This is a genomic window from Acidobacteriota bacterium (assembly GCA_040756905.1).
Classification (GTDB): domain Bacteria; phylum Acidobacteriota; class Aminicenantia; order JBFLYD01; family JBFLYD01; genus JBFLYD01.
This window is the reverse complement of record JBFLYD010000043.1, coordinates 73,313-96,765: the sequence shown is the minus strand read 5'-3', so window position 1 is coordinate 96,765 and position 23,453 is coordinate 73,313. Positions and strand designations below refer to the sequence as shown.

The window sequence follows — 23,453 nt, the reverse complement described above, 5'->3', positions numbered from 1 at the left end:
TTTATGAAATATGGGAGAGTTGTTCAAGTTATAGGACCTGTGGTTGATGTGGAATTTGATGAAGGTGAAGTGCCTGAAATTTATACAGCTTTACAAATAACTACCGATGAATTTAAAAGCTCACGGGAGATAAATATAATAGTAGAGGTAGAACAGCATCTTGGTGAGAATAGAGTTCGAGCCGTTTCTATGCATCCCACGGATGGTGTGATCAGAGGGATGAGAGCGATTAATTTAGAAGGTCCGATCACTGTTCCTGTAGGTAGAGAGACTCTTGGGAGATTAATGAATGTAATCGGAGAGCCAGCTGATAAACTTGGGGAAATAAAAGCAAAAAAGAGATATCCAATTCACAGGCCCGCTCCTCCATTAGATGAGCAGAGCACAAAATTAGAAATGTTTGAGACAGGGATTAAAGTTATTGATTTACTCGAACCTTATTTAAAAGGAGGGAAAATTGGACTTTTTGGCGGAGCAGGGGTTGGCAAGACCGTTATAATCATGGAGTTAATCCATAATGTTGCTAAGAAGCACGGAGGTTTTTCTGTGTTTGCGGGGGTTGGCGAGAGAACAAGGGAAGGTAATGATTTATGGCTTGAAATGAAACAATCCGGGGTTCTAAGCAAGGCATCTTTAATTTATGGCCAGATGACCGAGCCACCCGGTGCAAGACTAAGAGTTGGTCTTTCAGGTCTGACTGTTGCTGAATATTTCAGAGATGAAGAAGGTCAGGATGTACTTTTATTCATAGATAACATATTTAGATTTGTTCAGGCAGGTTCAGAAGTTTCTGCTTTGCTTGGAAGGATGCCCTCAGCGGTCGGCTATCAGCCTAATTTGGCTGCAGAGCTGGGAGAACTTCAGGAGAGAATTACATCAACCAAAAGAGGCTCAATTACCTCTGTTCAGGCAATTTATGTTCCTGCCGATGATTTCACTGACCCTGCACCTGCAACAACATTCTCTCATTTAGATGCAAACACAAATCTCTCCCGCCAGATTGCAGAGATGGGAATCTATCCAGCAGTTGACCCTTTATCTTCCTACTCAAGAATTCTTGACCCAAGAATAATAGGAGAAGAGCATTATCAGGTAGCAAGGCAAGTTAGAGCCATTCTGCAGAGATATAAAGATCTTCAGGATATAATAGCTATTCTGGGAATAGAGGAACTTTCGGAAGAGGATAAAATAATTGTTGCAAGAGCGAGAAAAATCCAGAAGTTTCTTTCGCAGCCGTTCCATGTAGCTGAAGAATTTACCGGAAGAAAGGGAAAATATATTGAAATCAAAGATACGATAAAAGGATTTAAAGAGATTGCTGAAGGAAAGTGCGATAACATTCCAGAACAGGCTTTTTATATGGTAGGTACAATTGAAGAGGTTAGGGAAAAAGCAATGGAATTGGAGAAATGAGTCTTCCTTCTAAACTTACTTTAGAAGTTATTACACCTGAGAAATTGCTTATAAAAGATGAAGTCGATGAAGTATATCTTCCTGGTAAACTTGGATATTTAGGTATTCTGCCAGGTCACAGACCGCTTCTTTCCCTCCTTGGAATTGGGGAGCTTCATTATAAAAAAGGAAAAATAAGTAAATATTTGAGTATTTTCTGGGGATTTGTAGAAGTTTTGCCTGATAGAGTAATAGTGCTTGCCCATAAGGGTGAAAAAGCAGAGGAAATAGATGTTACAAGAGCTGAAGATGCAAAAAAGCGGGCTGAAGAGATTATTCAGAGAGCAATGAGAGGTCAAGTTTCTCCCGCTGATTTAAATAAAGCATTGATCAAATTACAAAAAGCTCTTACGAGAATTAAGGTTTATAAAAGATATCATGGAAACTGATATCGAAGAATTTAACGATAAAATAAGTTTTGATTCCTTTTTTAAAGGAAAAATTAAGGTACTTCAAAAAGTAAAAGGATTTCGTTTCTCAATAGATGCTCCTCTTTTGGCTTCTTTCATCAAGACAAAAAAAGGCGATAAACTAATTGAATTGGGAGCTGGAAATGGAATTATTTCTTTAATATTGACCCACTCAAATCCCCTTAAGAAAATTGTTACTGTTGAAATACAGAAATCCCTTGTAGAGTTGGCGAAAAAAAATGTTGAGATAAATAACTTTGGAAACAAAATCAAAGTTCTTCAGGCTGATCTGAGGAAATTATGTTTGAATGAAAAATACGATGTGGTTTTTTCTAATCCTCCTTACAGAAAAGTAGGAGAGGGAAAGACAAATCCTGATATAGAGAAGGCAATTGCAAGACATGAGATTCTATGCGATATTTATGATGTAATGAAAGTCACATCTTCTTTAATGAAAAAAAATGGAAAAGCCTATTTTATATTTAGGACTGAAAGAAAAGATGATTTTGAAGATGCGTGCATGAAGAATAAGTTAAAAATTAAAAGAATAAAATATGTTTATCCAAAAAAAAATTCCAAATCAAATCTTTTTCTCACAGAAGTTGTTTTTTTTTCAAACAAGATTATTGAGGAAGAGCCAATTATAATCCACAAGGATGATGGAACTTTTACTGAAGAAATGCAGAATATTCTTAATGGCAAGGTTATATGATAAAAAACATCAGAGAGCTTTTAAAATACCGAGTTTTAATTCAAAGTCTTGTTTCAAGAGAGCTAAAAGCAAGATATAGAGGGTCAATCCTCGGGTTTCTTTGGTCTTTTTTTAATCCATTCCTTCTTCTTCTCGTTTATACTATTGTTTTTGGTTTTATAATCAGGCCAAGAGACCCGACTTTCGAAGCAAACCCTTTCACATATTCTTTATTTCTATTTTGTGGATTACTTCCATGGATATGGTTCAGTTCCTCCCTTCTGGAAAGTTCTAATGTTTTAATAATTAACGGAAATCTTATTAAAAAAATTCTATTTCCTGCTGAGGTTCTGCCTACAGTAGTAGTTCTGGCAAATCTTATGAATTTTATATTTGGCCTTCCTATCCTTTTTTTATTTTTTATTCTAATCGGCAGGAATCTTACATTCTGGGTTTTTTTTCTCCCAATTTCAATAATTATTCAATTCATCCTGATATTGGGGTTTTCGCTATTAATATCTTCTTTAAGTGTCATATTCAGGGATATTCAAAATATCTTAGCTAATCTTGTGACATTATGGTTTTTTTCAACACCAATTATTTATCCTTTTTCATTCCCTGTAATTCAGGAATCAAAATTCCTGAAAATATTTTTGAGTCTGAATCCTATGACTCATGTGATAGAGTCATATCAATATTCCATATTTTATAGCTCCCTGCCTCACTGGAAAAGATTATCTGTTACATTCATTTTTTCTGTAGTAGTATTTTTAATTGGCTATTTTGTTTTTAATAAGCTGAGAGATTCATTTTCTGAGGAGGTGTAATTGATCGTTATTGATGTTCAGAATGTCTCTAAAATCTACAGAAAGTATTCATCAAGATATAGATTTCAAACATTAAAAAGTGCTCTATTAAGGGGCACTTTCTTTAAAGAATTAAGGCCAGATGAGATAATCCATGCTCTTGATAGTGTGAGTTTTAGTGTAAAGAAAGGAGCAACTCTCGGAATTATAGGAGCAAATGGCTCAGGAAAAAGCACACTGTTGAAGGTCATTGCGGGTATCACAAAACCAACAGAGGGTGCAGTTAATGTGGATGGTAAAGTTTCAGCTTTAATTGAATTGGGGGTAGGTTTTCATCCTGAAATTTCAGCGAGAGAAAATATATACATAAATGGCATTATGCTCGGATTGAGTAAGAAGGAAATCTCGGAAAAGTTTGATGAGATTGTTAAATTCGCAGAGCTTGAAGAATTCATAGATCAGCCAGTAAAAACTTATTCTTCTGGAATGTATATGAGACTTGGGTTTTCAATAGCAATAAACGTTAACCCTGATATTCTTTTAATAGATGAAGTTTTGGCTGTTGGAGATGCAGCTTTCGTACCAAAATGTCTTGATAGAATAGCAGATTTTAAAAGAAGACAGAAGACCATACTTTTTGTGAGTCATGACCTTACGACAGTTGAGAATATCTGCGATGAAGTGATCTGGCTAAAAAAAGGTAAATGTCAGACGAAAGGTGACCCAAAAAGGGTAGTTGATGCATATTTGAAGGATGTAGCTCAGATAACAGAGGAAAAATTGGAGACCCTTCATAAAGAAAAAGAGAAAGAAGCTGAGAGAGAAGAATTGGCTCCTCAAATAGAGGAAAAGAGAGAGGCAAGATGGGGCAGTAGAGAAGTGGAGATTCTCTCTGTGAAGTTGAAATCTTCCGATGGGGAAGAGAAGTGGGTATTTCATGAGGGCGAGGAAATGAGGATTGAGCTTGAAGTAGAATCAAAGAAAAAAATTGATGATTTTGTTTTTGGGATTGGAATTTTTAATCCTCAGGGTATGTCGGTTTATGGAACAAATACTAACTTTGAGGATTTTGTTTCTGACCATTTAGAAGGGAGAGGGAAGGTCACATTTAAAATAAAAAATCTTAACTTGATAAATGGAAGTTATTTTCTTGATGTCGCAATTCATAAAAGAGATGGATACGCGTATGATTATCACAGATCTCTATATGAATTCAGGGTATTCTCAAGGAAAAAAGATATAGGTATTTGGAGACCAAACCATTCTTGGACCTTTTCACCTAACATAAAATGGAAAAAGTAAGAAGTCTTGATGAGATAATTGAAATAAAAACAAATTTAAAAAAACACAATAAAAAAATTGTTTTTACAAATGGATGTTTTGATCTGATTCACCCTGGTCACATAAGGCTTTTCAAGTGGGCTGAATCAATGGGTGATATTCTTATCGTTGGAGTTAACACCGATGATTCAGTAAAGGTCATTAAAGGAAAAAATAGACCCATATTCCCTTTGAATGAAAGATTGGAGATATTGGAATCCATTGAATACATAGACTATCTTGTCCCTTTCGATGAAGAAACACCTCTTGAGTTAATAAAGAATATCGAACCGGATTTTCTGATAAAAGGAGGAGATTATAACACAGACCAGGTTGTGGGTAGAGATTTTGTTGAGTCATATGGGGGGAGAGTTCTCATATTCCCATACCAAAAAAAATATTCAACTTCAGCAATCATCGCAAAGATATTAAACACTTGATTGATCTGTGGGGAAACAAGTAAAGTTTTGTAGTGGTAAAAAATTTGGGCAGCAGGGGTGACTTCAAAAACACGCTGTATTTTCCCCAGTCCCGCACTAACTTATTATTACCTAATACAAACGCATTGAATAAATTGTAGGGCAACCCTTTAGAGCCTGCCCCGAACTTGATTCGGGGGTTGCTTAATGCAAGGCTTTAGCCTTGCCCTACATGTAACAATATTTTATGCGTTTGCTATAAATTAAGGAATTCATAATATCTCTACTCCCATCACTTAATTTTTTTGGAATGAATACAGTTAGTGCGGGAGCACTCATGCTTCGCTCTTCCTCCCCAATTAAAATGGGGAGGAAACCATGCCCGCTTCGCATTCGTGACGGTTTTCAGGAACCTTCGGTTTCTCCGCCACCCCTGCTGCCCATAAATACATTAGTTAACTTCTTACCCCACAAAACTTTACTTGCTTCAAAACCTTTGCTGATTATTGAAAATTTTATAAAATTAAAAAGTGGATATTTGTTTTATTAATAAAAACAAGAGATTTAAAAATCTACTCAATCTTATTGAATCTGGAGAAAGAGGTCTTCATATATCTGGGTTAAATTCAACTGCAAAGTCTTATGTTTTGGCTATTCTTCAGAAAGAACTGAACAGGAAAATTCTCCTTATTCATCCAACTGCATTTTCCAGTGAGGAATACCTAAAAAAGATAAAACCTTTGTCAAAATTAATACTAAATAAAGAAGATGAGACATTTGTTCTTCCGCCATCAATAATCAATCCTTACCATGAACCTGCTACTCCTTGGGGAAATCTTTCTCAAAGAATGAAATTTTTCTATGCAATGCAAACCGATACAATTAGCATCGGCATAACCCCATGGATAGGGATCTTGAAGCCTTTTCTTGGGCTTAATGATGTAAGAAATCTTTTTATTGAAATTATAACTGGATATGAATATGATCGAGAAACTCTAATTAAAAAATTAAAATTTTTTGGATATAAAGAGGAAGATCTGACCACTTTAAAGGAAGAGTTTTCGTGGAGAGGAGGGATCTTAGATGTTTTTTCTCCATGGGAGAACTATCCATTCAGGATTGAGTTTGAAGATGAAATTATTCGATCTGTCAGATATTTTGACCCTTCTTCTCAGAGGTCAATAAAGAAAATTGAAGAGGCAATAATTCCTTCTTTTTTTGAAATCCCTGTTGATGAAGATTCAGTAACTAAATGGATAAAATTGTCAAATGATTACTGGGGAAATGCTTCTTTAAAGGAAAAATTAGAGGATAAAATAAATATCTTGAGAAAGGGAGAAATTTCTTCGGAATTTATCTTTCTCTTCTTGATATTAAAAGAAAAATTCATCTCACCGGATGTATTTTTCAGAGATTTTCTGTTTGTTCTTGATGAAAAAGATCAGATAGAACAGGAAATAGAAGACCATATCAAGAATGTCTCATTAAGTATTGAATCAGCAAAGAAAAACCGGGAATTAGTATTACCGATTAATTATATATTTTCTTTTGATTTTTTTAAAAACATTGAAAAAAATGGGATATTTTTTGAGGAAATTTCTCCAGGAGATAATAAATTTTATTTTAATTTTCAGACTTCTCCAAAGTATAAAGGGAATATCCCAATTTTTATTGAAGACATAAAAAGAGGGATCAGGAATGATGAAAATTACATATTTCTCATTAAATCAGAATATAAATCAAAAAGACTGCATGAAGCTTTTGAGGATTACAGTATTTTTAATTTTATTGAAAGTTCAAACAGTAAATCTAAATTGTTAATATTAAGGAATGACCTCTCAGAAGGTTTTTCTTTTTCTGAAGAAAAGATAAATATTCTCACCGAGAATGATTTGTTTGGTGAAATTGAACTTCATTTCAGAAGGTCTTATATAAAACCATTCACCTCATCTTTCAGGGATATAAAAATTGGGAATTTTATAGTTCACTCGGAGCATGGGATAGGAATTTTCAATGGGTTGAAGAATGTAAGAGTAGACAGTCAAATTCATGAGCTGATGGAAATTTTATACAGAGATGGTGATAAGCTTCTTTTACCTTTATATCGACTTGATTTGATTCATCTTTACAAGAGTGGAACCTCACCTGTTTTAGACAAACTCGGGGGTGTAACCTGGGAGAGAGTAAAGAGCAGGGTAAAAAAGGCAATCAAAGAAATGGCAGTCGAACTACTCAATCTTTATGCGATGAGAAAAACAATTAAAGGTCATGCCTATTCTGGAGATAGTATATGGCAGAGAGAATTTGAAGAATCATTTGAGTTTGAAGAAACTGAAGACCAGGAAAGAGCAATTAAAGAGATAAAAAAAGATATGGAAGCCATTTATCCTATGGATAGACTTTTATGCGGAGATGTTGGATATGGAAAGACAGAAGTGGCAATTAGAGCTGCATTCAAGGCAATTATGGATGGAAAGCAGGTTGTTCTTCTATGTCCAACCACAATTCTTGCTTTTCAGCATTATAACACTTTTAAAAAGAGATTCACGGGATATCCTGTCAGGATAGAGATGTTAAGTCGTCTTCAAAAAAAATCGGAACAGAAAAAAATAACCGATGATTTAGGAAAAGGATTGGTGGACATAGTTATAGGGACTCACAGATTACTCTCCTCTGATTTAAAATATAAAGATTTAGGTTTGTTGATTGTTGATGAAGAGCAACGATTTGGAGTCAGTCATAAAGAAAAGATAAAAAAATTGAAGACAAAAATAGATGTTTTAACAATGACAGCCACCCCAATTCCGAGGACGCTAAACATGACCTTAATGGGTATGAGAGATTTAAGCTTGATCGAGACTCCACCAAAAGACAGGCTTTCAATTCAGACGATTGTGACAAACTTTTCAAAAGAAGTAATTTATGAGGCGATCAAAAGAGAACTGGGTAGAAGAGGACAGGTGTATTTTGTCCACAACAGGATTGAAAATTTAAATGTAATTCATTCATTTTTGTCAAGATTGGTGCCAGAAGCGAAAATCGCAATCATGCATGGAAAAATGAAAGGTTCTCAAATAGAGGATATAATGATGAAATTTATAAACCACGAATATGATATATTAGTTTCGACTACTATAATAGAGAACGGCATAGATATTCCTCTTGTTAATACTCTTATAGTAAATCGTGCTGACATGTTTGGATTGGCTCAATTGTATCAGTTAAGAGGAAGGGTTGGGAGATCCGATAGACAGGCTTATGCGTATTTTCTAGCACCATCTATGAGAGCAATGAATTATGTTGCAAAGAAGAGATTGAGAGCTTTACAAGAATTCTCCGAACTGGGGTCAAGTTTCCGACTTGCTGCTATGGATCTTGAAATTCGAGGCGCTGGAAATCTTCTGGGAGAGAGGCAGCACGGGCATATTGGAGAAGTTGGTTTTGATTATTATATAAAGCTTATTGAAGAAACAGTCCGGGAACTTAGAGGAATTGGAGAAGCTGGGATAATTTCAGAAATTGATTTGAAAATGGAATTGAAGATTCCCGAGGATTTTATTCCTGAAATGAGTCAGAGAATATATTTTTACAAAAAAATATCCTCTGTAAAGGAACTTGAAGAAATAGAGAAAATAAGAGAAGAGGTGGAGGATAGATACGGAAAAGTCCCTCCTGAATTTGTAGATTTATTAAAATTTGGAGAGATTAAATACCTGGCGCAGACAAAAGAAATAGAAAGAATTGAAAGAGTGGATTCATCCTTGAAACTAAAGTTTGTAAATCATCCCAAATTTAATACAGAAAAATTGATAGAACTGGTAAAACTTACAAAAGGAAGAATTACTCCAGAAGAAGAGGTAATTTTGTCCTTAAAAGAAAAAGAGAAGGGTTCGATTCTTGATGAAATAAAGAATTTATTGAAAAGTATTTAATTATCGGATAGAATTTTCTGCTAAAGGTAAGCAGGAAATGAAAAGATTTTTAACAATTGTTACAATATTTTTTATTTTGTTTATTGCATGCAATAAAGATCAAGAAAAAAAGGGTGAAACAAAACCAAATATTAATAAAGTAAAAAATTCTGATAGAGAAATTATTTTAAAGATCGATTCAATCTTTTATACAAATAAAGATTTTAAAGATTATATTTCCTTTATTTTTGAAGAAGGAGAAAAAACCCTTCAGCCAAAAGTTTTGAGCAGACTGTTTGACAAGTTTGTTAATGAAAAAATTTTACTTTTCGAAGCGAAAAAAATGGAAATTCAGTTAGGAAAAGATGAGGATTATTTCTTGAAACAGGAAGGCATCAAGGAAGAATATAAAAAAATTTATGAGGAGAATTATATTATTGAAAAATATGTCTCTGATTTTATAAAAAAGAACATCAAAATTGACGAGGGGGAAATAGAAAATTATTATAAATCTCATCCTGAAAAATTTAAACTTTTAGAGAGGGTTAGAGTTAGTCAGATACTTCTTTCCTCAGAGTCTGAAGCAATAGAAATACTTCAGAAATTGAAAAAATCCCCTCCTTCTGAGTTTGCTAAGATAGCAAAGGATAAGTCGATAAGTCCTGAGAGTCAGAGAGGTGGTGAAATGGGTTATTTTGCAAAAGGAGAATTACCGGAAGAGCTTGAAAGAGTTATTTTTTCCCTGAAAGTTGGAGAGATAAGTCCTGTTGTAAAATCAAATTTTGGTTATCACATTCTCAGAGTTGAGGAGAGATTTTCTCCGAAGATTGTTTCTCTGGATGAAGCAAAAGAAAAAATAAGGTTAAGATTACTTCAGGAAAAAGAATCGATGCTTTATCAGCAAAAATTAAAAGAAGTAAAAGAAAAGATAAATTATAGAGTATATTTAGATAAGCTTTTTTTTGATTACGAATATGAGAGAAGTGAATGAAAAAGATACAATTTATTGAGATTTTATGTATCATCTTGGGTTTCCCTGTGTTTATGACATTCACGACATTAGTTTCCTCTGAAGTAATCGATGAGATAGTAGCAATTGTAAATAATGATATTATTACGCTATCTGATGTAAGAAAAGTTGACATAAATTTCAGAATATTTCTCTCTCAGAAATTTCAAGGAGAAGAGCTGAGGAAGGAAATTGAGAAAACGAGGGAATCGATTCTTGTAAATTTAATTGAGAAGAAACTTCTTTATCAGGAGGCTAAAGAGGAGAATTTGACGTTTGAAGCTGAATTGACATCTATTATCACCAATATAATGAAGGAGAACAATTTAGAGAATGAAAGGCAGCTTGCTGAAGCAATGAGCAGAGAGGGAATTAAATACGAAGAATGGAAAAAAGAGATGGAAATAAACATATTGCAGGAAAAATTAATAAGAAAGAGAATTGATACTACATTGATTGTGGAAAATGCAGAGTTACTCGATTATTACAAAAATCATCAGGCTGAATTTAGAATTCCAGCAGAGGTTTATGTCAAAGGGATATTTTTGAAGAATTCTGATAATGTTGAATCATTAAAAAAGGAGATCGAGGAAAAATTGAAAGAGGAGAGCTTTGAAAATGTTGCATCAATGTATTCTCAAGGACCCGAGAAAGATAAAGGTGGAGACCTTGGGAGTTTTAAAAAAGGGGAAATGGAAAAATCCCTTGATGAAGCTATTTTTTCATCAAATGTGGGAGATGTAACTCAATGGATAAAAGTTCCAAATGGATGGTATAAAATAAAACTCGAGAGCAAAAAAGAGGAGGGAATGGAACCATTTGAAGAGACCAGAGAAGAAATTTATAATAAGATACTGGAAGTAAAGAGAATGCCAGCTTTAAGAAAATATATAGAATCCCTCAAAAAGAAAGCATACATTAAAATTCTTATCCCAAATCCTTTTGAAAAAATAGATTAGTCAGATTAAAAGATAAATATCGCTCCTGCGATTACTGTTGTCCAAACTCCTTTTTTGCCAACAGCACTTTGAGTGATATTCCGTGTTGTAACAATCTTATCTGAAATTTTGAAAATTCCTTTTTTCTCATCCCAGCTTTTCTCAAGGTCAAAGGGTAGTCCAAGAGTGGTTGCAAGCATTGATGCAGCTAATTCCTCAGCGTAGTCTCCAGCGTCTTCCTCTCTCTGACCAAAAGAATGATGTTCTGAAAGATACCCGTAGGTATTCTTATTTTTTGGGATGGCAATTCCTACTGAGGCTACAATTAATCTATGGGGTTCATTGGTAGAATTTTCACTGAGAATACAAAAAATGACTTGACCTGGTTTTAGAAGTTTAATTCCTTCTTGTTTTGATATTAATTCACACTTTGGAGGAAAGATCGAAGAGGTTTTAACCAGATTGAAAGGAGCGATTTCGGCATCACGAAGTGCTTCCTCAAAGGAAGCAAGTTTTTCCCTGTGCCTGCCAACTCCTTTTGTTAAGAATAATTTCTTAGGAACCATTTCTCAAATTATAAGGGAAAAATTTATTATATTTTGCAATTTATTTCAAATTTATTTTAAACAAAGAAGTAAATAAAGTTTTTTAAGAGGTCTCTTCAAATAAATTTTTTTAGAGTCAAATAACCGAAGGAAAGAGAATTTAAAATGAAAATGTATTCCATTATTTTTAAGAGTCCAAAAAGCGGGATAAGAACCGTTGAAATAAGAAGAGCTCCGATGGAGGAGCCAAAGAGGTCAAGCGCCCATCCAATTCCATACCTTCTCTTTTCTTTCAGATATAATTCTGTTGAAATAACGAATACCCCGCCTCCATAAACTCCAAAGACAAAGAGAATCAAATAAAAAAAGTATGAATTGAATTTTCCACTCCATTCTCCAGAGAATTTCAGAAATATGATAATAAAGAATATTGATATCAGAATCAAAAATTGGAGCATCAATAAATTTGTGTATTTAATCTTTATTTTTTTATGGCAAAGAAAAGAACCTACGTAAAGCCCTGCCATAAAACAGAAGAGCAGCAAAGAAATTTTTCCATAGAAATATCCAAAGATAGCCTGAAATGCGAGAATTATTATTATTTCGACTGAAATACTCGTAAATCCTATTGTCCAGATGGGGAGGAGGAATGGATTTTTTTTCCTGAACATATTGATAACCAGAATTGAAGCAAATAATAACACTGGTAAATCAATTAGCCAGAATGACGATTTTGAATAAAGGAATTTTAAGATTCCTTTTTCAATTCCATCGTAGAAAGAACTCCAGAGAATTGAATTTAAAAAATATGAAGTGGGCATAAAATCTCTGTTTATAATTTTTTTAACTCTTTCTATTCCACTGCTCAACATCTCTAATCTGAAAGGGCTTAATCTATTAAAAAGGTAGGGAGCGTTGAAGAAATAGGTTTCGATTTCGAGATCGTTTTTTCTGTTTATTAGAAATTCGGGTTCAATTGAAATGAAGCTATTCGAAGCGATGAATATGTTTGTGTTACCTGGAATGATTTCTACATTTTTGAATACACTTTTTAAAGTATGGAAGATACTTGAAACAAAAGCTAATAACTCTTCACTTATGTAATTTTCAGATGAAGGTATTTTAAGGGAAAATATTCCATCGTCTGTTAGTCTTTCTTTAACTATTCTAAAAAATTCCTCAGTGTAAAATCGATTGGTTAAAGCATTTGATGGTTCTGGGAGGTTTAAAATAATTGCATCCCATTTTTTGACTGAATTTATGAGAAAAAACCTTCCATCTCCGGTTATATAGTTTATTCTTTTTTCCAGAATCTTTTCTTTTTCATCTAAATAATCAAGAGAAATTTTTATAATTTCAGGGTCAAGTTCTACATAATCAATTTCAATATTTTTATATTTGAGTGCTTCTTCAAGGGATCCTCCCATTCCTCCACCTATCAGTAGAAGGTTTTCTGGGTTTTCTCTCTGTAGCAGAATAAAGTGTACAGATTCTTCAGCACCTTCCCTATCCGGATAGGTGTAAGAGAACAACCCATTTTCGTAAACTGATATAGAACTATTCTGTTTGATTACAGCAATTTTTCCATAAAGAGTATCCTTGTATCTTTCCAGATGGAAGGGGTTCCACGCATGGTTCATAGTAATTTTATCGAGTAAAAATCCAAAAGCGAGAGATATCGAAATTAAAATTATAGATATTACAAATCTCTTTTTTTCGAGAAAAGAAGATAGGAAAATTAATCCACTTATAGCTATAAATGTTAAACCCTGCCAGTTTGAAAATTTAGGGATTATCAGAAAATATATGATGATACATGAAACGGCAGAACCCAGGCTTTCTAGAATGTATGTTTTGCTTAAATTTCCTTTTAGAAACTCTACATTTAAAACAAAAATTATTCCCAAAGGCAGAGTGACAATGAAATTTATAATAAAAGAAACCAGAATCGTGGGAAGAAGACCAGGGATTTCTCCAGGAAGAAACCCGAGTAAAATTTTTGAATACCTTAAGACTATCAATGCAAAGACAATCAGAATCAAAACCATGTAGTAGAAAAATACCATCAAATGTTTTTTAAATTTTATCTTCTCAGCTAAGAGAGCTCCAACTCCTCCCCAGAACAGCCAGAACGAGAGAAATATCCCGAAGATTATCTCATTTCCATAAAACGAAGAAGAAAATTCTCTTATGAGGATTATTTGAAAACCAAGGCTAAAAAAACCAAGAAAAAAAGGCGATAATTCTTGAGTGGTTAATTTCAAATTTTAGATGTTCCAAACGCCTGGAATCTTGCTGAGGCAAAATTTACATTTTCCATTTTTTATGTTTATGTTTCTAATTGTATATCCAAATCTATCGACAATAATCTGTCCACATTTTTCGCAGAAGGTTTTTTCTCCTTCATGCCCGGGAACATTTCCTATGTATACATATTTAACCCCTTCTTTTATCGTGATATCCCTTAATTTTTCTAATGTTGAAATTGGAGTTGGTGGAAGATTTTTCATCAGATACATAGGATAAAATCTTGAAAAATGAATAGGAACATCATTTCCAACTTCTTTAACAAGCCACTGACTCATTTTTCTTATATCCTCAGGAGAATCATTGAGCGTTGGTATCACAAGATAGACAATTTCAAGCCATTTACCGCTTTTCTTTATTAATTTTATTGTTTCAAGAACAGGTTTTAATTCTCCCCGAACTATTTCTTTAAAGAATTTTTCATGAAAAGCTTTAAGGTCAACTTTTATTGCATCAACCACCTTTGTTAGCTCTAACAGAGGCTCAGGGTTTATATGTCCTCCGGTTACAACAGTATTTCTGATCCCGTTTCTCCATGCAATCAGTGAGACATCGTACATGTATTCATAGAAAATAATCGGCTCCGAATAAGTATAGGATATCGAAGGAGCTCCATATCTTTTGGCGTATTTAACAATCTCTTCAGGAGATACATCGAAGCTTCTTATCTGTTCGGGCCTGACCTGGGAAATCTGCCAGTTCTGACAGAATTTACAGTTTACATTACATCCAGCTGTTGCTATTGAGAATGCCTCTGTTCCGGGCAAAAAATGGAAGAAGGGCTTCTTTTCAATTGGATCCACGTTTAAAGCACAGGGCCTTCCATACACAAGAATGTAATATTTCCCCTTTTTATTTTCTCTGACTCCGCAGTATCCTCTTTCTTTATCTCCTACTACACATTCTCTCGGGCAGATTTCACATTTAACCTCATTATCTGGTAGCTTTTTATAAAATTTTGCCTCAACATAAGAAAGCTCAGATGATGAGTTTAAGAATAAATCTTCCGGAAATAGACTCTTTAGAAATTTTGGGTTGATGGATGCCAAGAGAGCGCAGGAGGAAAGGTTTTTGATAAATTTTCTTCTTCCCGATTTTTTCATTCTGATTATATTTTAAATATTTATTTCCTGGATTTCAATCTTTTTTAAATCAGATTCCCCTAACCCATAATCTGAAGCAGTCTTCAACCACAAGGGTTCTCTATCCTCTTCTTTTAAAGATTTTAGACCATGTTTTTTTCTTATTTCTTCGATAATTTTCAAGCCAACAGAATCCACTGCCACAGGATCCTCCCCAAAAATCAGAGATTCATACATTTCAAAATATTTTGGATGGAAAGAAGGACCTCGATGGTACTGAACTTTCAGGGCATCGAGGATAATTATTTTATTCTTATTTTTAATCAAATCACAGGAGAAAAGGTCTGCTATAAATGGATTTCCATGATTGTCATGGTATTTATTGGGGTTATGCACTGCTCCATAATAATTTTTCATTCCTCCTGTTATTCCTGTTATTCCATGGTCCTTTAAAATTCCAAGACTTATCGAAGAGTCTGTTAACTGCGATTGTATCCTTGAAAAAAGACTTCCTATGTTCCTGTGTTCTGTTAGTTCCTCTTCATATCCAACTCCATATGTGTCTGTCCCAAAAACTCTTATTTCATTTCCAGAATAGTTTAATTTATAACCTGAATCTTTTAATTCTCCGTTTGTCCTGTCCCAGACGATTATGTTTTCAGCCTTTTTTCCTGAAGAAATTATTAAATCTGAAAGTGCGAAAGGAATCTCTGGAATTGATGACATCATCTTTCCAGCAAGGGTGTTTATTTTTATGCCGATTGATTTTGACCTTCCAAAGATTTTCCTTAAAGGCTCTACAGAACTTTTTTCATCATAAAGGGCACCCAATCCCTTATCTATAACTTTTTTCGCAAGCTCTTTATCTATCTTCCCGGTATCAACAATTCCTTTAGCTCTAACAATTACAACCTTAGCTTTCATAAAATAATTTTTAAGCTACATTTCCATCTATGTCAATAATAATTTGACATAGAGCCTCCATATCCTTGACAAAATATTTTCTAAATAACTTTTAGAGGCTGTTCAAAAATAAATAGGGTTTTATGAGGAGCTTTGAAATGAAAATAAAGTTAAGGCAATTTGAAAAGCAAGTAAAATTCAGGCTCTTCGCAATAAATCCTCAAAATCAAAGTTGCGGTAGACAAAAAAGCGAAAGGGCCGGAAAACATTTATTTACAATAAATTGTAAATTTTTGAACAGTCTATTTCCATTAACCAACTCTCTCGATAGTCTATATCACAAGAAAAAATTGATAAAAAAACTACAAATAGGAGGAGAACTCACAAAAAAGTTCAAAATAAAATATTCCTGAGTTTTATTCTTTAGTTTTTTAGATTTAATTTCAGACAGGATCTTGCATCCCATCGAAGTAATGTAAATTTTTTATTTATAATCGGATTTTTTTCTTGATTTGGGTTAGCTCAGTTGATAGACTTTTTAAAGCGGAGAGGATTTATAAGGGGACGAGAGCTTAAAAAACATTTGTAGATAAAAATATGATGAAAAATAAAAAATATTCACTTGGTATTGATTTTGGAACTGAGTCCGGAAGGGCTGTGCTTGTAGAGGTGGATACTGGCAATGAAGTAGCAACCTCAGTTTATTATTATAAAGATGGAGTTATCGACAGATTTCTCCCGGGCAGTAATATTCAATTGAAGCCTGACTGGGCTCTTCAAAACCCTCAGGATTATTTAGATGTTATTAAGTATGCAATTCCTGATGTATTAAAAAAAGGATACGTTAATCCTGAAGATGTTATAGGAATAGGAATTGATTTTACTTCCTGTACAATGATGCCAGTTGATAAAAATGGAATCCCTCTTTGTATGCTGGATGAATACAGAAATAACCCCCATTCGTGGGTAAAATTATGGAAGCATCATGTTGCTCAATATGAAGCGGATAGATTAAATTCTGTTGCAAAGCAGAGAGGAGAATCTTTTCTTGAAATATATGGAGGGAAAATCTCCTCCGAATGGCTTTTTCCAAAAATAATGGAGATTCTCGACGAGGCGCCTGAAATTTATAATGCCGCTGATAGATTCATCGAGGGAGCTGACTGGATTGTTTTAAAGATGACAGGAAGTGAAAAGAGAAATTCATGTTCAGCCGGCTATAAAGCAATATGGCAAAAAGGAATTGGATACCCAAGTAAAGATTTTTTCAGAGCCCTTGACCCTCGATTGGAAAAAGTTGTTGAGGAAAAATTAAGGTCTGACATATATCCTCCTGGAGAAAAAGCAGGTGGACTTACTAAAGAGATGGCAGAAATAACACAGCTGAAAAAGGGAACACCCGTTTCTGTGGGAAATGTGGATGCTCATGTTTGTGTCCCAGCTTCAACAATAGCGGAAGAGGGAAAAATGTTAATGATTGTGGGAACATCAATCTGCCATATGATTCTTGGAAAGGAGAAGAAAATTGTAGAGGGAATAAGCGGTGTTGTGGAGGATGGAATAATTCCTGGGTACTATGGTTATGAAGCTGGACAGGCAGGAGCAGGAGATATTTTAGCATGGTTTGTGAGAAATTGTGTTCCCTCTTTTTATGAAAATGAGGCAAAAGAAAAAGGAGTAGATTTATACAGTCTTCTTCAGGAAAAGGCTTCAAATTTAAGAGCAGGTCAGAGCGGACTTTTGGCTCTTGACTGGTGGAATGGAAATAGGTCAATACTTGTTGATGGTGACTTAACAGGATTGCTCATTGGTGCTACAATTGGAACAAAGCCTGAAGAAATTTATCATGCTCTTATCGAATCAATAGCTTTTGGAACAAACATAATAATCGATGCTTTTGAGAAAAAGGGCGTTGAAGTTAAAGAATTGTATGCATGTGGAGGTCTTGCTGAAAAGAACTCATTGTTGATGCAGATATTTTCAGATGTGACAGGAAGGAAGATAAAAATGGCAAAATCGAGCGAAACTTCAGCATTGGGAGCTGCCATGTTCGGAGCAGTAGCAGCAGGTAAGGAAAATGGTGGGTATGAGAGTATTTTTGAAGCTGCAGAAAAAATGGCAGGATTAAAAGATACAGTTTATGTTCCTGATAAGGAAAATCATAGAATGTATAAAAGGCTATTCAAAGAATATTCAAAGTTATATAACTACTTTGGGCGGGGAAGAAACAATGTGATGAAGTTTTTAAAGAAATTAAAGTCAGGAGTGATATAATAATTTTCCTTTTAGAAAGAAAATTGGTTCTGTTGTTTTATTTTAGAAAAAATTTTTAGAAAAAGTTCTTAAATGAAAAATATGTTAAGAAAAAATGCATTTCTAATATTTTCAATATTTATCGTAGTTTTTTCTTTTATCTATTTATATTCAAAAATTGAAGTTATTAAAAAAAAGGAGTTTCAAAAATCAAGAATAGAAAAAGTGGATATTCTGCTGAAAGAATTTGAAAGAAATCTTGCCCTTTACAAACTTACTGGAGGGAAGAATTATTACACAGCGTTGAAAGAGATTCTAAATAAGCTGAATTATTCCATCCCGGAGTGCGTTGAAAATGAAAGAGATAGAACAAATCTGATTTTTCTTAATTCATTTCGCAAATACTGGAATCTTTTTTCAAACGAAATTAAAGATAAAAGAGGTGAAATAAAAGTTGAATATTACATATTCAATGAGATTTATAAAATTGGAAGAGAATTCAGAAAATTTTCCGAGCATTACTTTGAAAAAACTCAGATGGGGTTAAATAAATTAGAAATTTTATTGGTTATTTCTTTTATGATCATCATAATTTTATTTTCCATACACCATATCAGACTTAAAAAAGAAAAGAAAAAAAATGAAATTATGATAAAAAATTCATTTAGAAAATTATCCCTGAGCACTGAGGAAAAAATAAATAAATATCATGAAAAATTAGATGGGCTTAATGAAGAATTTAAGTTGTATACAGCTAATAGAGAGGAAATTTCTAAAAAACTATTTTTAATTAGTTCATTAAAAAAAGAAGCTGATGAAGTATTCAACAAAATAAAAGAGAGAATAGTAGATGTTGAAAATCTGATTGAAAAATCCCTAAAAGAGACAGAAAAAAAAGATTTAATCGAATTAAAAGATTCATTCAGTGAGCTTAACTCAGAAATTAATCAGATTAAAAGTTTCCTGAAAGATGATTTATTCCTGAGAGAGAGTATAAAAAAAGATTTAAATGAGATTGAAAATTTGTTTAAAAAAATCGAGGAAAAAGAAGTAAGTATCGGAATTTTATTTAATGAAATGTACTCGATTAAAAAAGATACAGTCGAACTTTTTAAAACCTTAAAAAAACTATTCTAATTGCCTAATTTTTAGCTGTCTTGCGCACTCCATAAAATAAAGGAGAAAATAGTTGAATAAAAAATAGTATTAGTGAAAGCTTTTATTTTTGCATATTTTTTAATTAAGCAAAGCTGAAGCTTTGCCCTACAAGCGTTATTATCATTAATTCTAAGTTGTAATGGGTAGTTTATACACTGAAATCGAATATATACTATCAAAACTACAACTCAGAACTAAATAATTTCTGTACAGTGTTTAAAAATTAAACTAAAATTCAGGTTATTAATCTTTTGGTTTTGCAATCTCTATTTTATTCTCCTTGAGAGGAGAGATGCCTTCGATTTTTTTGCTTATATTCCATGTTCCCAGATACACAAATCCTGAAGATTTTGATTGCGTAAAGATTTTTACCTCCATTTCCTTCCATCTGGGGTTGTTTATGAAGGCTGCCTTAGAAGAGGCTTTATAACCATAATTTGATTTAAGTGTGATTCTATCGGAAACTTGATTTGGATAAAGAGGCTTTCTCATTGTCAGAAGATAAGCGTCTCCTAAACTTTGCTCTTCATCTTTGAATTTAAAAACTCCGTTAAAATAAACAAACCTTAAAGGCTCATCTCCTATATTTTTAACTCTAAATGAAATCACTGGCACAAGAACGGTTTCCCAAGGTCTTGTATATTTTTCAATCCACATAGTATCGATGTCAAAAATCATAATGGAATTTTTTAATTCCTCTGGTTTCATTGTCTCTATGTACTGGGTAAGTCCTCTTATGATTGGTATTTTTTTCAAAAATTCTGGGTTTGAGAATATGAATGCAAGTGAAAGTGATAAAACTATCAAGATTAAAAAAAATTTTATTTTAGTTTTCATTTTTTCTCCTTAATTTTAAGTTTCTCTTATCTCTATAAATTTTGCAAGGTTAATCAGTAATTCAGCTTTTTTCCCAAATTGATTGATGTGATTTATCGCAGAATTTATTAATTCTTTAACCTTTTCTTTAGATTTTTCTACTCCGAAGAGTGAAACATGGGTGGTCTTTTTTAAATCTTTTTTTATTTCTTTCCCAAGTTTTTTGATGTCTCCCTCAGCATCGAGGATATCATCTTTTATCTGAAAAGCTAATCCAATATCTCTTGCATACCTTAAAATTGAAAACATCTCTTTCTTGTTTATCTCAGAAAGAATTGAACCAAATTCGGCTGCTGCCACAAATAATGAAGCTGTTTTCTTATTATAAATATAATCAATAATTTCGCTGGTTATATTCTTTGAATTGGATTCAAGATCTACAGTCTGGCCCGCAAGTAATCCATCAGTTCCGATTGCATCATTAAATCTTTTCATCAAATTTACAACAATTTTATCTTTTACTCCTTTTTCTTTCAGAGTGGCAAGGAGATAATAACCCATATTTAAAAGGCCAAATGCTGCAAGTATTGCAATATCCTCTCCGAATACTCTGTGACATGTTTCTTTACCCCTTCTGAGAACTGAATTATCCATGCATGGAAGGTCATCGAGTATTAAAGATGCGCAATGAATCAGTTCAATCGATGTTCCTGCTATCATAGCAGGCTCTTCTTTGCCTCCTGTTATTTCTGATACAGCGATAGTTAGAATTGGCCTTATCCGTTTTCCTCCATTTAGGACTCCATATCTCATTGCCTGATGTAAACTGGATGGATATATTTCAGGGGGAGGTAAAATATTCTCTATTGAGTTATCTATCTTTTTTCTTTTTTCTTCTAAATATTCCAGGAATTTTTCCACTTCTATCGATTATAAAATTTATCATAAAGGAGCATTTTTATCAATTTGTTTCACAAAAACCACAAAGAGAGAAATGAAAATAAAGGAACTATCAAATAAAAGAGGATATATCCAGAAACTTATTGTTTCAAAAACAAATCAGCGAAAACCCTCTATTTTCCTTAACTTAATACAAATGCAATAAATAATGTTACATGTAGGGCAAGGCTTTAGCCTTGCATCAAGCAACCCCTGAATCAACCCATGAAACAAGTTCAGGGCAAGGTCCGGGTGGGCTCTAAAGAGTTACCTTACATTTATATAATGCGTTTGCTTTAGTAACAATAGAATTATGAATCTTTTTGAGTCCGAAGAAGTTCACCAAAGTAAGAACTTCTCTCACATAGCTCCTCATCTACAATGTATTTCATTAAATAAGGTGTAGGAAGGGCAAGGAGAGAAACTAGAATCATTAAGTTTGAGGAAGCAAGAACTTTCTTCCACTGAATCTTCATATAAGGAAGAAATTGCTTTAATGATATTAACTTAATTATTTCTTTTGGTTTCTTTTCTTTATTAATTTTATAAGTTTTTATGGCGACTATATTTATTTACTCCTTTCTATTTCGAAGATTCTTACTTTATAAAAATCAGCAAAAGAGATTGTATATAATTTATCATCTTTTAGAACCATAGACCTTGTCGGAGTATCAAGAGAAATTGTCTGCATCAATTTTCCAGAAGAATCAAATATATCTATAGCATCCCCTATCTCAGTATTCTCGGGCTTGTTAGAAAAAAGGTTAAGAATATACCCATGGGAATCAACAGATATTGCGAAGGAAACCCATTTATAATTTTTGAATTGTGCATATCCTTTAGAGGTATCAACTGTAGGGATAGAAACTTTATATGGAAGTTCTCGAGTAAATTCATTAAGTAAATCTCCATTTGCTCCATATATTTGGATTACATATGGCGAAGAGAAAGAATGAAATATTTGATCATGCTGATTTAAAGTAACTTGTCCATAATTCATTTGAACAAATATATAAGGATTATCAAAAGTTTGAACTTTTCCGAATTTCTTTAGAGATTTCCCTTTGCTATTAAGAATAACGAATAAGTTAGTACGAGTACGATCCATAATTTTAAGCATAATATCTCCTTTACTATTCACTAAAATTTTCAACGCATCAAATTTTATCGGCAAGGATCCCAAATATTCTCCAGAACTTTTGAATTTGCTAATTCTAAAATTAGCACGATCTACAACCCAGATAATATCCCTATTATCTATGTAGAATGTGAAAATAAACTGACTAAATTCTCCTGGGCCTTCACCCTTTTTCCCAATGGTTGCTATATATTTTCCAGCGGGGCTAAACTTTTGAATTCGCGCATTTCCCGTATCCAAAACATAAATGTTTCCTATGCTGTCTACATCAAGATGATGAGGGTCGTGAAAAATATAGTTATCATCACCCTCATCAGAACCGAACTCGAACAACTTCTTTATCTGGATTTTTTTATATGGATATTTGCTATCAGTTTTACAATTATTAAATAGAAAAATAAAAACGATGAATATAAAAAACCATTTCAATGATTTGAACTTAGTCATATAAATAAACCTCCTTTCCTTAAATCTCTTTTGAGGCATAAGAGTGGGATTTTAAACTTTCTTTTTGGTTTTTAAATTCTACTCTCATGGTTTCATAATCTTAATTTTTGCCTCTATATTATATATTTAGTGGCAAAAATTAAAACTGCAGAAAAAATTTTGAAATATGGTTGACCTCTCTTTAAAATATAAGAATTAGAAAAAAGGTAATATTGTTACTCTTGAAAGCTTTTGAGCATTTTGTTATTTTTTTATTTATTATTGAAATTATGAGGAGAGGATAATGGAACAATTTGCAGAGAAAAAGATTAAAGACTTTCTTGATGACCTGGCTTCTGATTCTCTTACTCCAGGAGGAGGAACAGCCTCAGCTCTTTCAGGAGCCCTGGGGGCTTCTCTTTTTGAAATGACAGGAAAAATATCACTGAAAAAAGTTGAAGAGAATATGCTGAGAACAATAATCGAGAAATTGCCGGAGAAAAGAAGGGGGGCTGAGATATTGATGGACCTTGATTCAGAGGCTTTTTCTGAGGTTATGAAATGTTTCAGACTTCCAAAAAATTCAGATGAGGAGAAAAGATTCAGAAAAGAAAAAATTCAGGAGGCTTTAAAAAAGGCTACAGATGTCCCTCTCATGACTTCTACATTAAGCTTTTCAATTCTCGAAGATGCCCATAAAGTAAAAGAAAAGATAAATCCAAACACCCTGAGCGATTTCTATGTATCAGTCCTTTTTTTATTCTCAGGAGTTATGGGCGGAATTTATAATGCAGAAATAAATTTAGATTCAATTGAAGACGAGGAGTTTAAAACGCATCACAGGGAAAAAATATCTGAAATAAAGGAAAAAGCAAGGGATTTACTCAAGGAAATACTGAATATCTAGTTTTCTTCTTAATTAAATAGACT

21 protein-coding genes are annotated in these 23,453 nt (G+C 33.2%); 13 read left to right on the top strand and 8 right to left on the bottom strand.

What is annotated here, in order from left to right; all coding sequences use genetic code 11:
- Positions 1-3 precede the first annotated feature (3 nt).
- The 9 genes from atpD to AB1410_07115 all read left to right on the top strand — a co-directional run bounded on the left by atpD (position 4) and on the right by AB1410_07115 (position 10,977).
- Entirely contained in the window at positions 4-1,413 is a 1,410-nt protein-coding gene (gene atpD / locus AB1410_07155) for a F0F1 ATP synthase subunit beta (GenBank protein MEW6456471.1), read from the top strand.
- Entirely contained in the window at positions 1,410-1,841 is a 432-nt protein-coding gene (locus tag AB1410_07150) for a F0F1 ATP synthase subunit epsilon (protein MEW6456470.1), read from the top strand. Before atpD ends, AB1410_07150 begins: the two co-directional genes overlap by 4 nt.
- Positions 1,831-2,574: a methyltransferase gene (locus AB1410_07145; protein MEW6456469.1), complete on the top strand. Its 744-nt coding sequence runs from the start codon at positions 1,831-1,833 to the stop codon at positions 2,572-2,574. Before AB1410_07150 ends, AB1410_07145 begins: the two co-directional genes overlap by 11 nt.
- Complete coding sequence (locus tag AB1410_07140; protein MEW6456468.1) at positions 2,571-3,380, top strand: ABC transporter permease; 810 nt, start codon at positions 2,571-2,573, stop codon at positions 3,378-3,380. Before AB1410_07145 ends, AB1410_07140 begins: the two co-directional genes overlap by 4 nt.
- Positions 3,381-4,661: an ABC transporter ATP-binding protein gene (locus tag AB1410_07135; GenBank protein ID MEW6456467.1), complete on the top strand. Its 1,281-nt coding sequence runs from the start codon at positions 3,381-3,383 to the stop codon at positions 4,659-4,661. It abuts the gene before it with no gap.
- A complete protein-coding gene (rfaE2, locus tag AB1410_07130) occupies positions 4,649-5,119 on the top strand; it encodes a D-glycero-beta-D-manno-heptose 1-phosphate adenylyltransferase (GenBank protein MEW6456466.1) in 471 nt (156 codons plus the stop codon). The genes AB1410_07135 and rfaE2 overlap by 13 nt, the downstream gene beginning before the upstream one ends.
- Positions 5,120-5,628: 509 nt before the next feature.
- The gene (gene mfd / locus AB1410_07125) at positions 5,629-9,030 is read left to right on the top strand and encodes a transcription-repair coupling factor (GenBank protein MEW6456465.1); all 3,402 of its coding nucleotides are present in this window, start codon (positions 5,629-5,631) and stop codon (positions 9,028-9,030) included.
- Positions 9,031-9,067: 37 nt separating this feature from the next.
- Positions 9,068-10,000 (top strand): peptidyl-prolyl cis-trans isomerase, encoded by a 933-nt coding sequence (locus tag AB1410_07120; protein ID MEW6456464.1) that lies wholly within the window; start codon positions 9,068-9,070, stop codon positions 9,998-10,000.
- Positions 9,997-10,977: a peptidyl-prolyl cis-trans isomerase gene (locus AB1410_07115; GenBank protein MEW6456463.1), complete on the top strand. Its 981-nt coding sequence runs from the start codon at positions 9,997-9,999 to the stop codon at positions 10,975-10,977. The genes AB1410_07120 and AB1410_07115 overlap by 4 nt, the downstream gene beginning before the upstream one ends.
- Before the next feature lie 5 nt (positions 10,978-10,982).
- On the opposite strand, the gene AB1410_07110 is transcribed toward AB1410_07115, so the two are convergent.
- The 4 genes from AB1410_07110 to AB1410_07095 form a co-directional block, all read right to left on the bottom strand.
- Positions 10,983-11,522: an arginine decarboxylase, pyruvoyl-dependent gene (locus tag AB1410_07110; GenBank protein MEW6456462.1), complete on the bottom strand. Its 540-nt coding sequence runs from the start codon at positions 11,520-11,522 to the stop codon at positions 10,983-10,985.
- 95 nt (positions 11,523-11,617) lie between these two features.
- Positions 11,618-13,765 carry a hypothetical protein gene (locus AB1410_07105; protein MEW6456461.1) on the bottom strand — a complete coding sequence of 716 codons (2,148 nt, stop codon included), beginning with the start codon at positions 13,763-13,765 and terminating at the stop codon, positions 11,618-11,620.
- 3 nt (positions 13,766-13,768) lie between these two features.
- Positions 13,769-14,911 (bottom strand): AmmeMemoRadiSam system radical SAM enzyme, encoded by a 1,143-nt coding sequence (gene amrS, locus AB1410_07100; GenBank protein ID MEW6456460.1) that lies wholly within the window; start codon positions 14,909-14,911, stop codon positions 13,769-13,771.
- 12 nt (positions 14,912-14,923) lie between these two features.
- Positions 14,924-15,814, bottom strand: a complete 891-nt coding sequence (locus tag AB1410_07095) for a DUF362 domain-containing protein (protein MEW6456459.1) — start codon at positions 15,812-15,814, stop codon at positions 14,924-14,926.
- Positions 15,815-15,951: 137 nt separating this feature from the next.
- Here AB1410_07095 and AB1410_07090 point away from each other — a divergent pair, with 137 nt between their 5' ends.
- From AB1410_07090 to AB1410_07080, 3 genes are all read left to right on the top strand, one after another.
- Positions 15,952-16,206, top strand: a complete 255-nt coding sequence (locus tag AB1410_07090) for a hypothetical protein (GenBank protein MEW6456458.1) — start codon at positions 15,952-15,954, stop codon at positions 16,204-16,206.
- A gap of 187 nt (positions 16,207-16,393) precedes the next feature.
- Positions 16,394-18,067, top strand: coding sequence for a ribulokinase (locus AB1410_07085; protein ID MEW6456457.1), 1,674 nt, complete (start codon positions 16,394-16,396; stop codon positions 18,065-18,067).
- A gap of 72 nt (positions 18,068-18,139) precedes the next feature.
- Complete coding sequence (locus AB1410_07080) at positions 18,140-19,183, top strand: hypothetical protein (GenBank protein MEW6456456.1); 1,044 nt, start codon at positions 18,140-18,142, stop codon at positions 19,181-19,183.
- A gap of 264 nt (positions 19,184-19,447) precedes the next feature.
- Here the strand turns inward: AB1410_07080 and AB1410_07075 are convergent, their stop codons facing one another.
- The 4 genes from AB1410_07075 to AB1410_07060 form a co-directional block, all read right to left on the bottom strand.
- A complete protein-coding gene (locus tag AB1410_07075; GenBank protein ID MEW6456455.1) occupies positions 19,448-20,041 on the bottom strand; it encodes a hypothetical protein in 594 nt (197 codons plus the stop codon).
- A 15-nt stretch (positions 20,042-20,056) separates the two neighbouring features.
- The gene (locus AB1410_07070) at positions 20,057-20,941 is read right to left on the bottom strand and encodes a polyprenyl synthetase family protein (protein MEW6456454.1); all 885 of its coding nucleotides are present in this window, start codon (positions 20,939-20,941) and stop codon (positions 20,057-20,059) included.
- Between the two features lie 329 nt (positions 20,942-21,270).
- Entirely contained in the window at positions 21,271-21,435 is a 165-nt protein-coding gene (locus tag AB1410_07065) for a hypothetical protein (GenBank protein MEW6456453.1), read from the bottom strand.
- Positions 21,436-21,527: 92 nt separating this feature from the next.
- On the bottom strand, positions 21,528-22,544 hold the full coding sequence (locus tag AB1410_07060; protein ID MEW6456452.1) for a 6-bladed beta-propeller: 1,017 nt from the start codon (positions 22,542-22,544) through the stop codon (positions 21,528-21,530).
- 283 nt (positions 22,545-22,827) lie between these two features.
- Here AB1410_07060 and AB1410_07055 point away from each other — a divergent pair, with 283 nt between their 5' ends.
- Complete coding sequence (locus AB1410_07055) at positions 22,828-23,430, top strand: cyclodeaminase/cyclohydrolase family protein (protein MEW6456451.1); 603 nt, start codon at positions 22,828-22,830, stop codon at positions 23,428-23,430.
- Positions 23,431-23,453 lie beyond the last annotated feature (23 nt).

Excerpts from the sequence above, each read along its gene's own strand:
- atpD (MEW6456471.1), top strand. The coding sequence starts at position 4 with ATGAAATATGGGAGAGTTGTTCAAGTTATAGGACCTGTGGTTGATGTG.
- AB1410_07150 (MEW6456470.1), top strand. The coding sequence starts at position 1,410 with ATGAGTCTTCCTTCTAAACTTACTTTAGAAGTTATTACACCTGAGAAA.
- AB1410_07145 (MEW6456469.1), top strand. The coding sequence starts at position 1,831 with ATGGAAACTGATATCGAAGAATTTAACGATAAAATAAGTTTTGATTCC.
- AB1410_07140 (MEW6456468.1), top strand. The coding sequence starts at position 2,571 with ATGATAAAAAACATCAGAGAGCTTTTAAAATACCGAGTTTTAATTCAA.
- rfaE2 (MEW6456466.1), top strand. The coding sequence starts at position 4,649 with ATGGAAAAAGTAAGAAGTCTTGATGAGATAATTGAAATAAAAACAAAT.
- AB1410_07120 (MEW6456464.1), top strand. The coding sequence starts at position 9,068 with ATGAAAAGATTTTTAACAATTGTTACAATATTTTTTATTTTGTTTATT.
- AB1410_07115 (MEW6456463.1), top strand. The coding sequence starts at position 9,997 with ATGAAAAAGATACAATTTATTGAGATTTTATGTATCATCTTGGGTTTC.
- AB1410_07110 (MEW6456462.1), bottom strand. The coding sequence starts at position 11,522 with ATGGTTCCTAAGAAATTATTCTTAACAAAAGGAGTTGGCAGGCACAGG.
- amrS (MEW6456460.1), bottom strand. The coding sequence starts at position 14,911 with ATGAAAAAATCGGGAAGAAGAAAATTTATCAAAAACCTTTCCTCCTGC.
- AB1410_07095 (MEW6456459.1), bottom strand. The coding sequence starts at position 15,814 with ATGAAAGCTAAGGTTGTAATTGTTAGAGCTAAAGGAATTGTTGATACC.
- AB1410_07090 (MEW6456458.1), top strand. The coding sequence starts at position 15,952 with ATGAAAATAAAGTTAAGGCAATTTGAAAAGCAAGTAAAATTCAGGCTC.
- AB1410_07085 (MEW6456457.1), top strand. The coding sequence starts at position 16,394 with ATGAAAAATAAAAAATATTCACTTGGTATTGATTTTGGAACTGAGTCC.
- AB1410_07080 (MEW6456456.1), top strand. The coding sequence starts at position 18,140 with ATGAAAAATATGTTAAGAAAAAATGCATTTCTAATATTTTCAATATTT.
- AB1410_07075 (MEW6456455.1), bottom strand. The coding sequence starts at position 20,041 with ATGAAAACTAAAATAAAATTTTTTTTAATCTTGATAGTTTTATCACTT.
- AB1410_07065 (MEW6456453.1), bottom strand. The coding sequence starts at position 21,435 with ATGAAGATTCAGTGGAAGAAAGTTCTTGCTTCCTCAAACTTAATGATT.
- AB1410_07060 (MEW6456452.1), bottom strand. The coding sequence starts at position 22,544 with ATGACTAAGTTCAAATCATTGAAATGGTTTTTTATATTCATCGTTTTT.
- AB1410_07055 (MEW6456451.1), top strand. The coding sequence starts at position 22,828 with ATGGAACAATTTGCAGAGAAAAAGATTAAAGACTTTCTTGATGACCTG.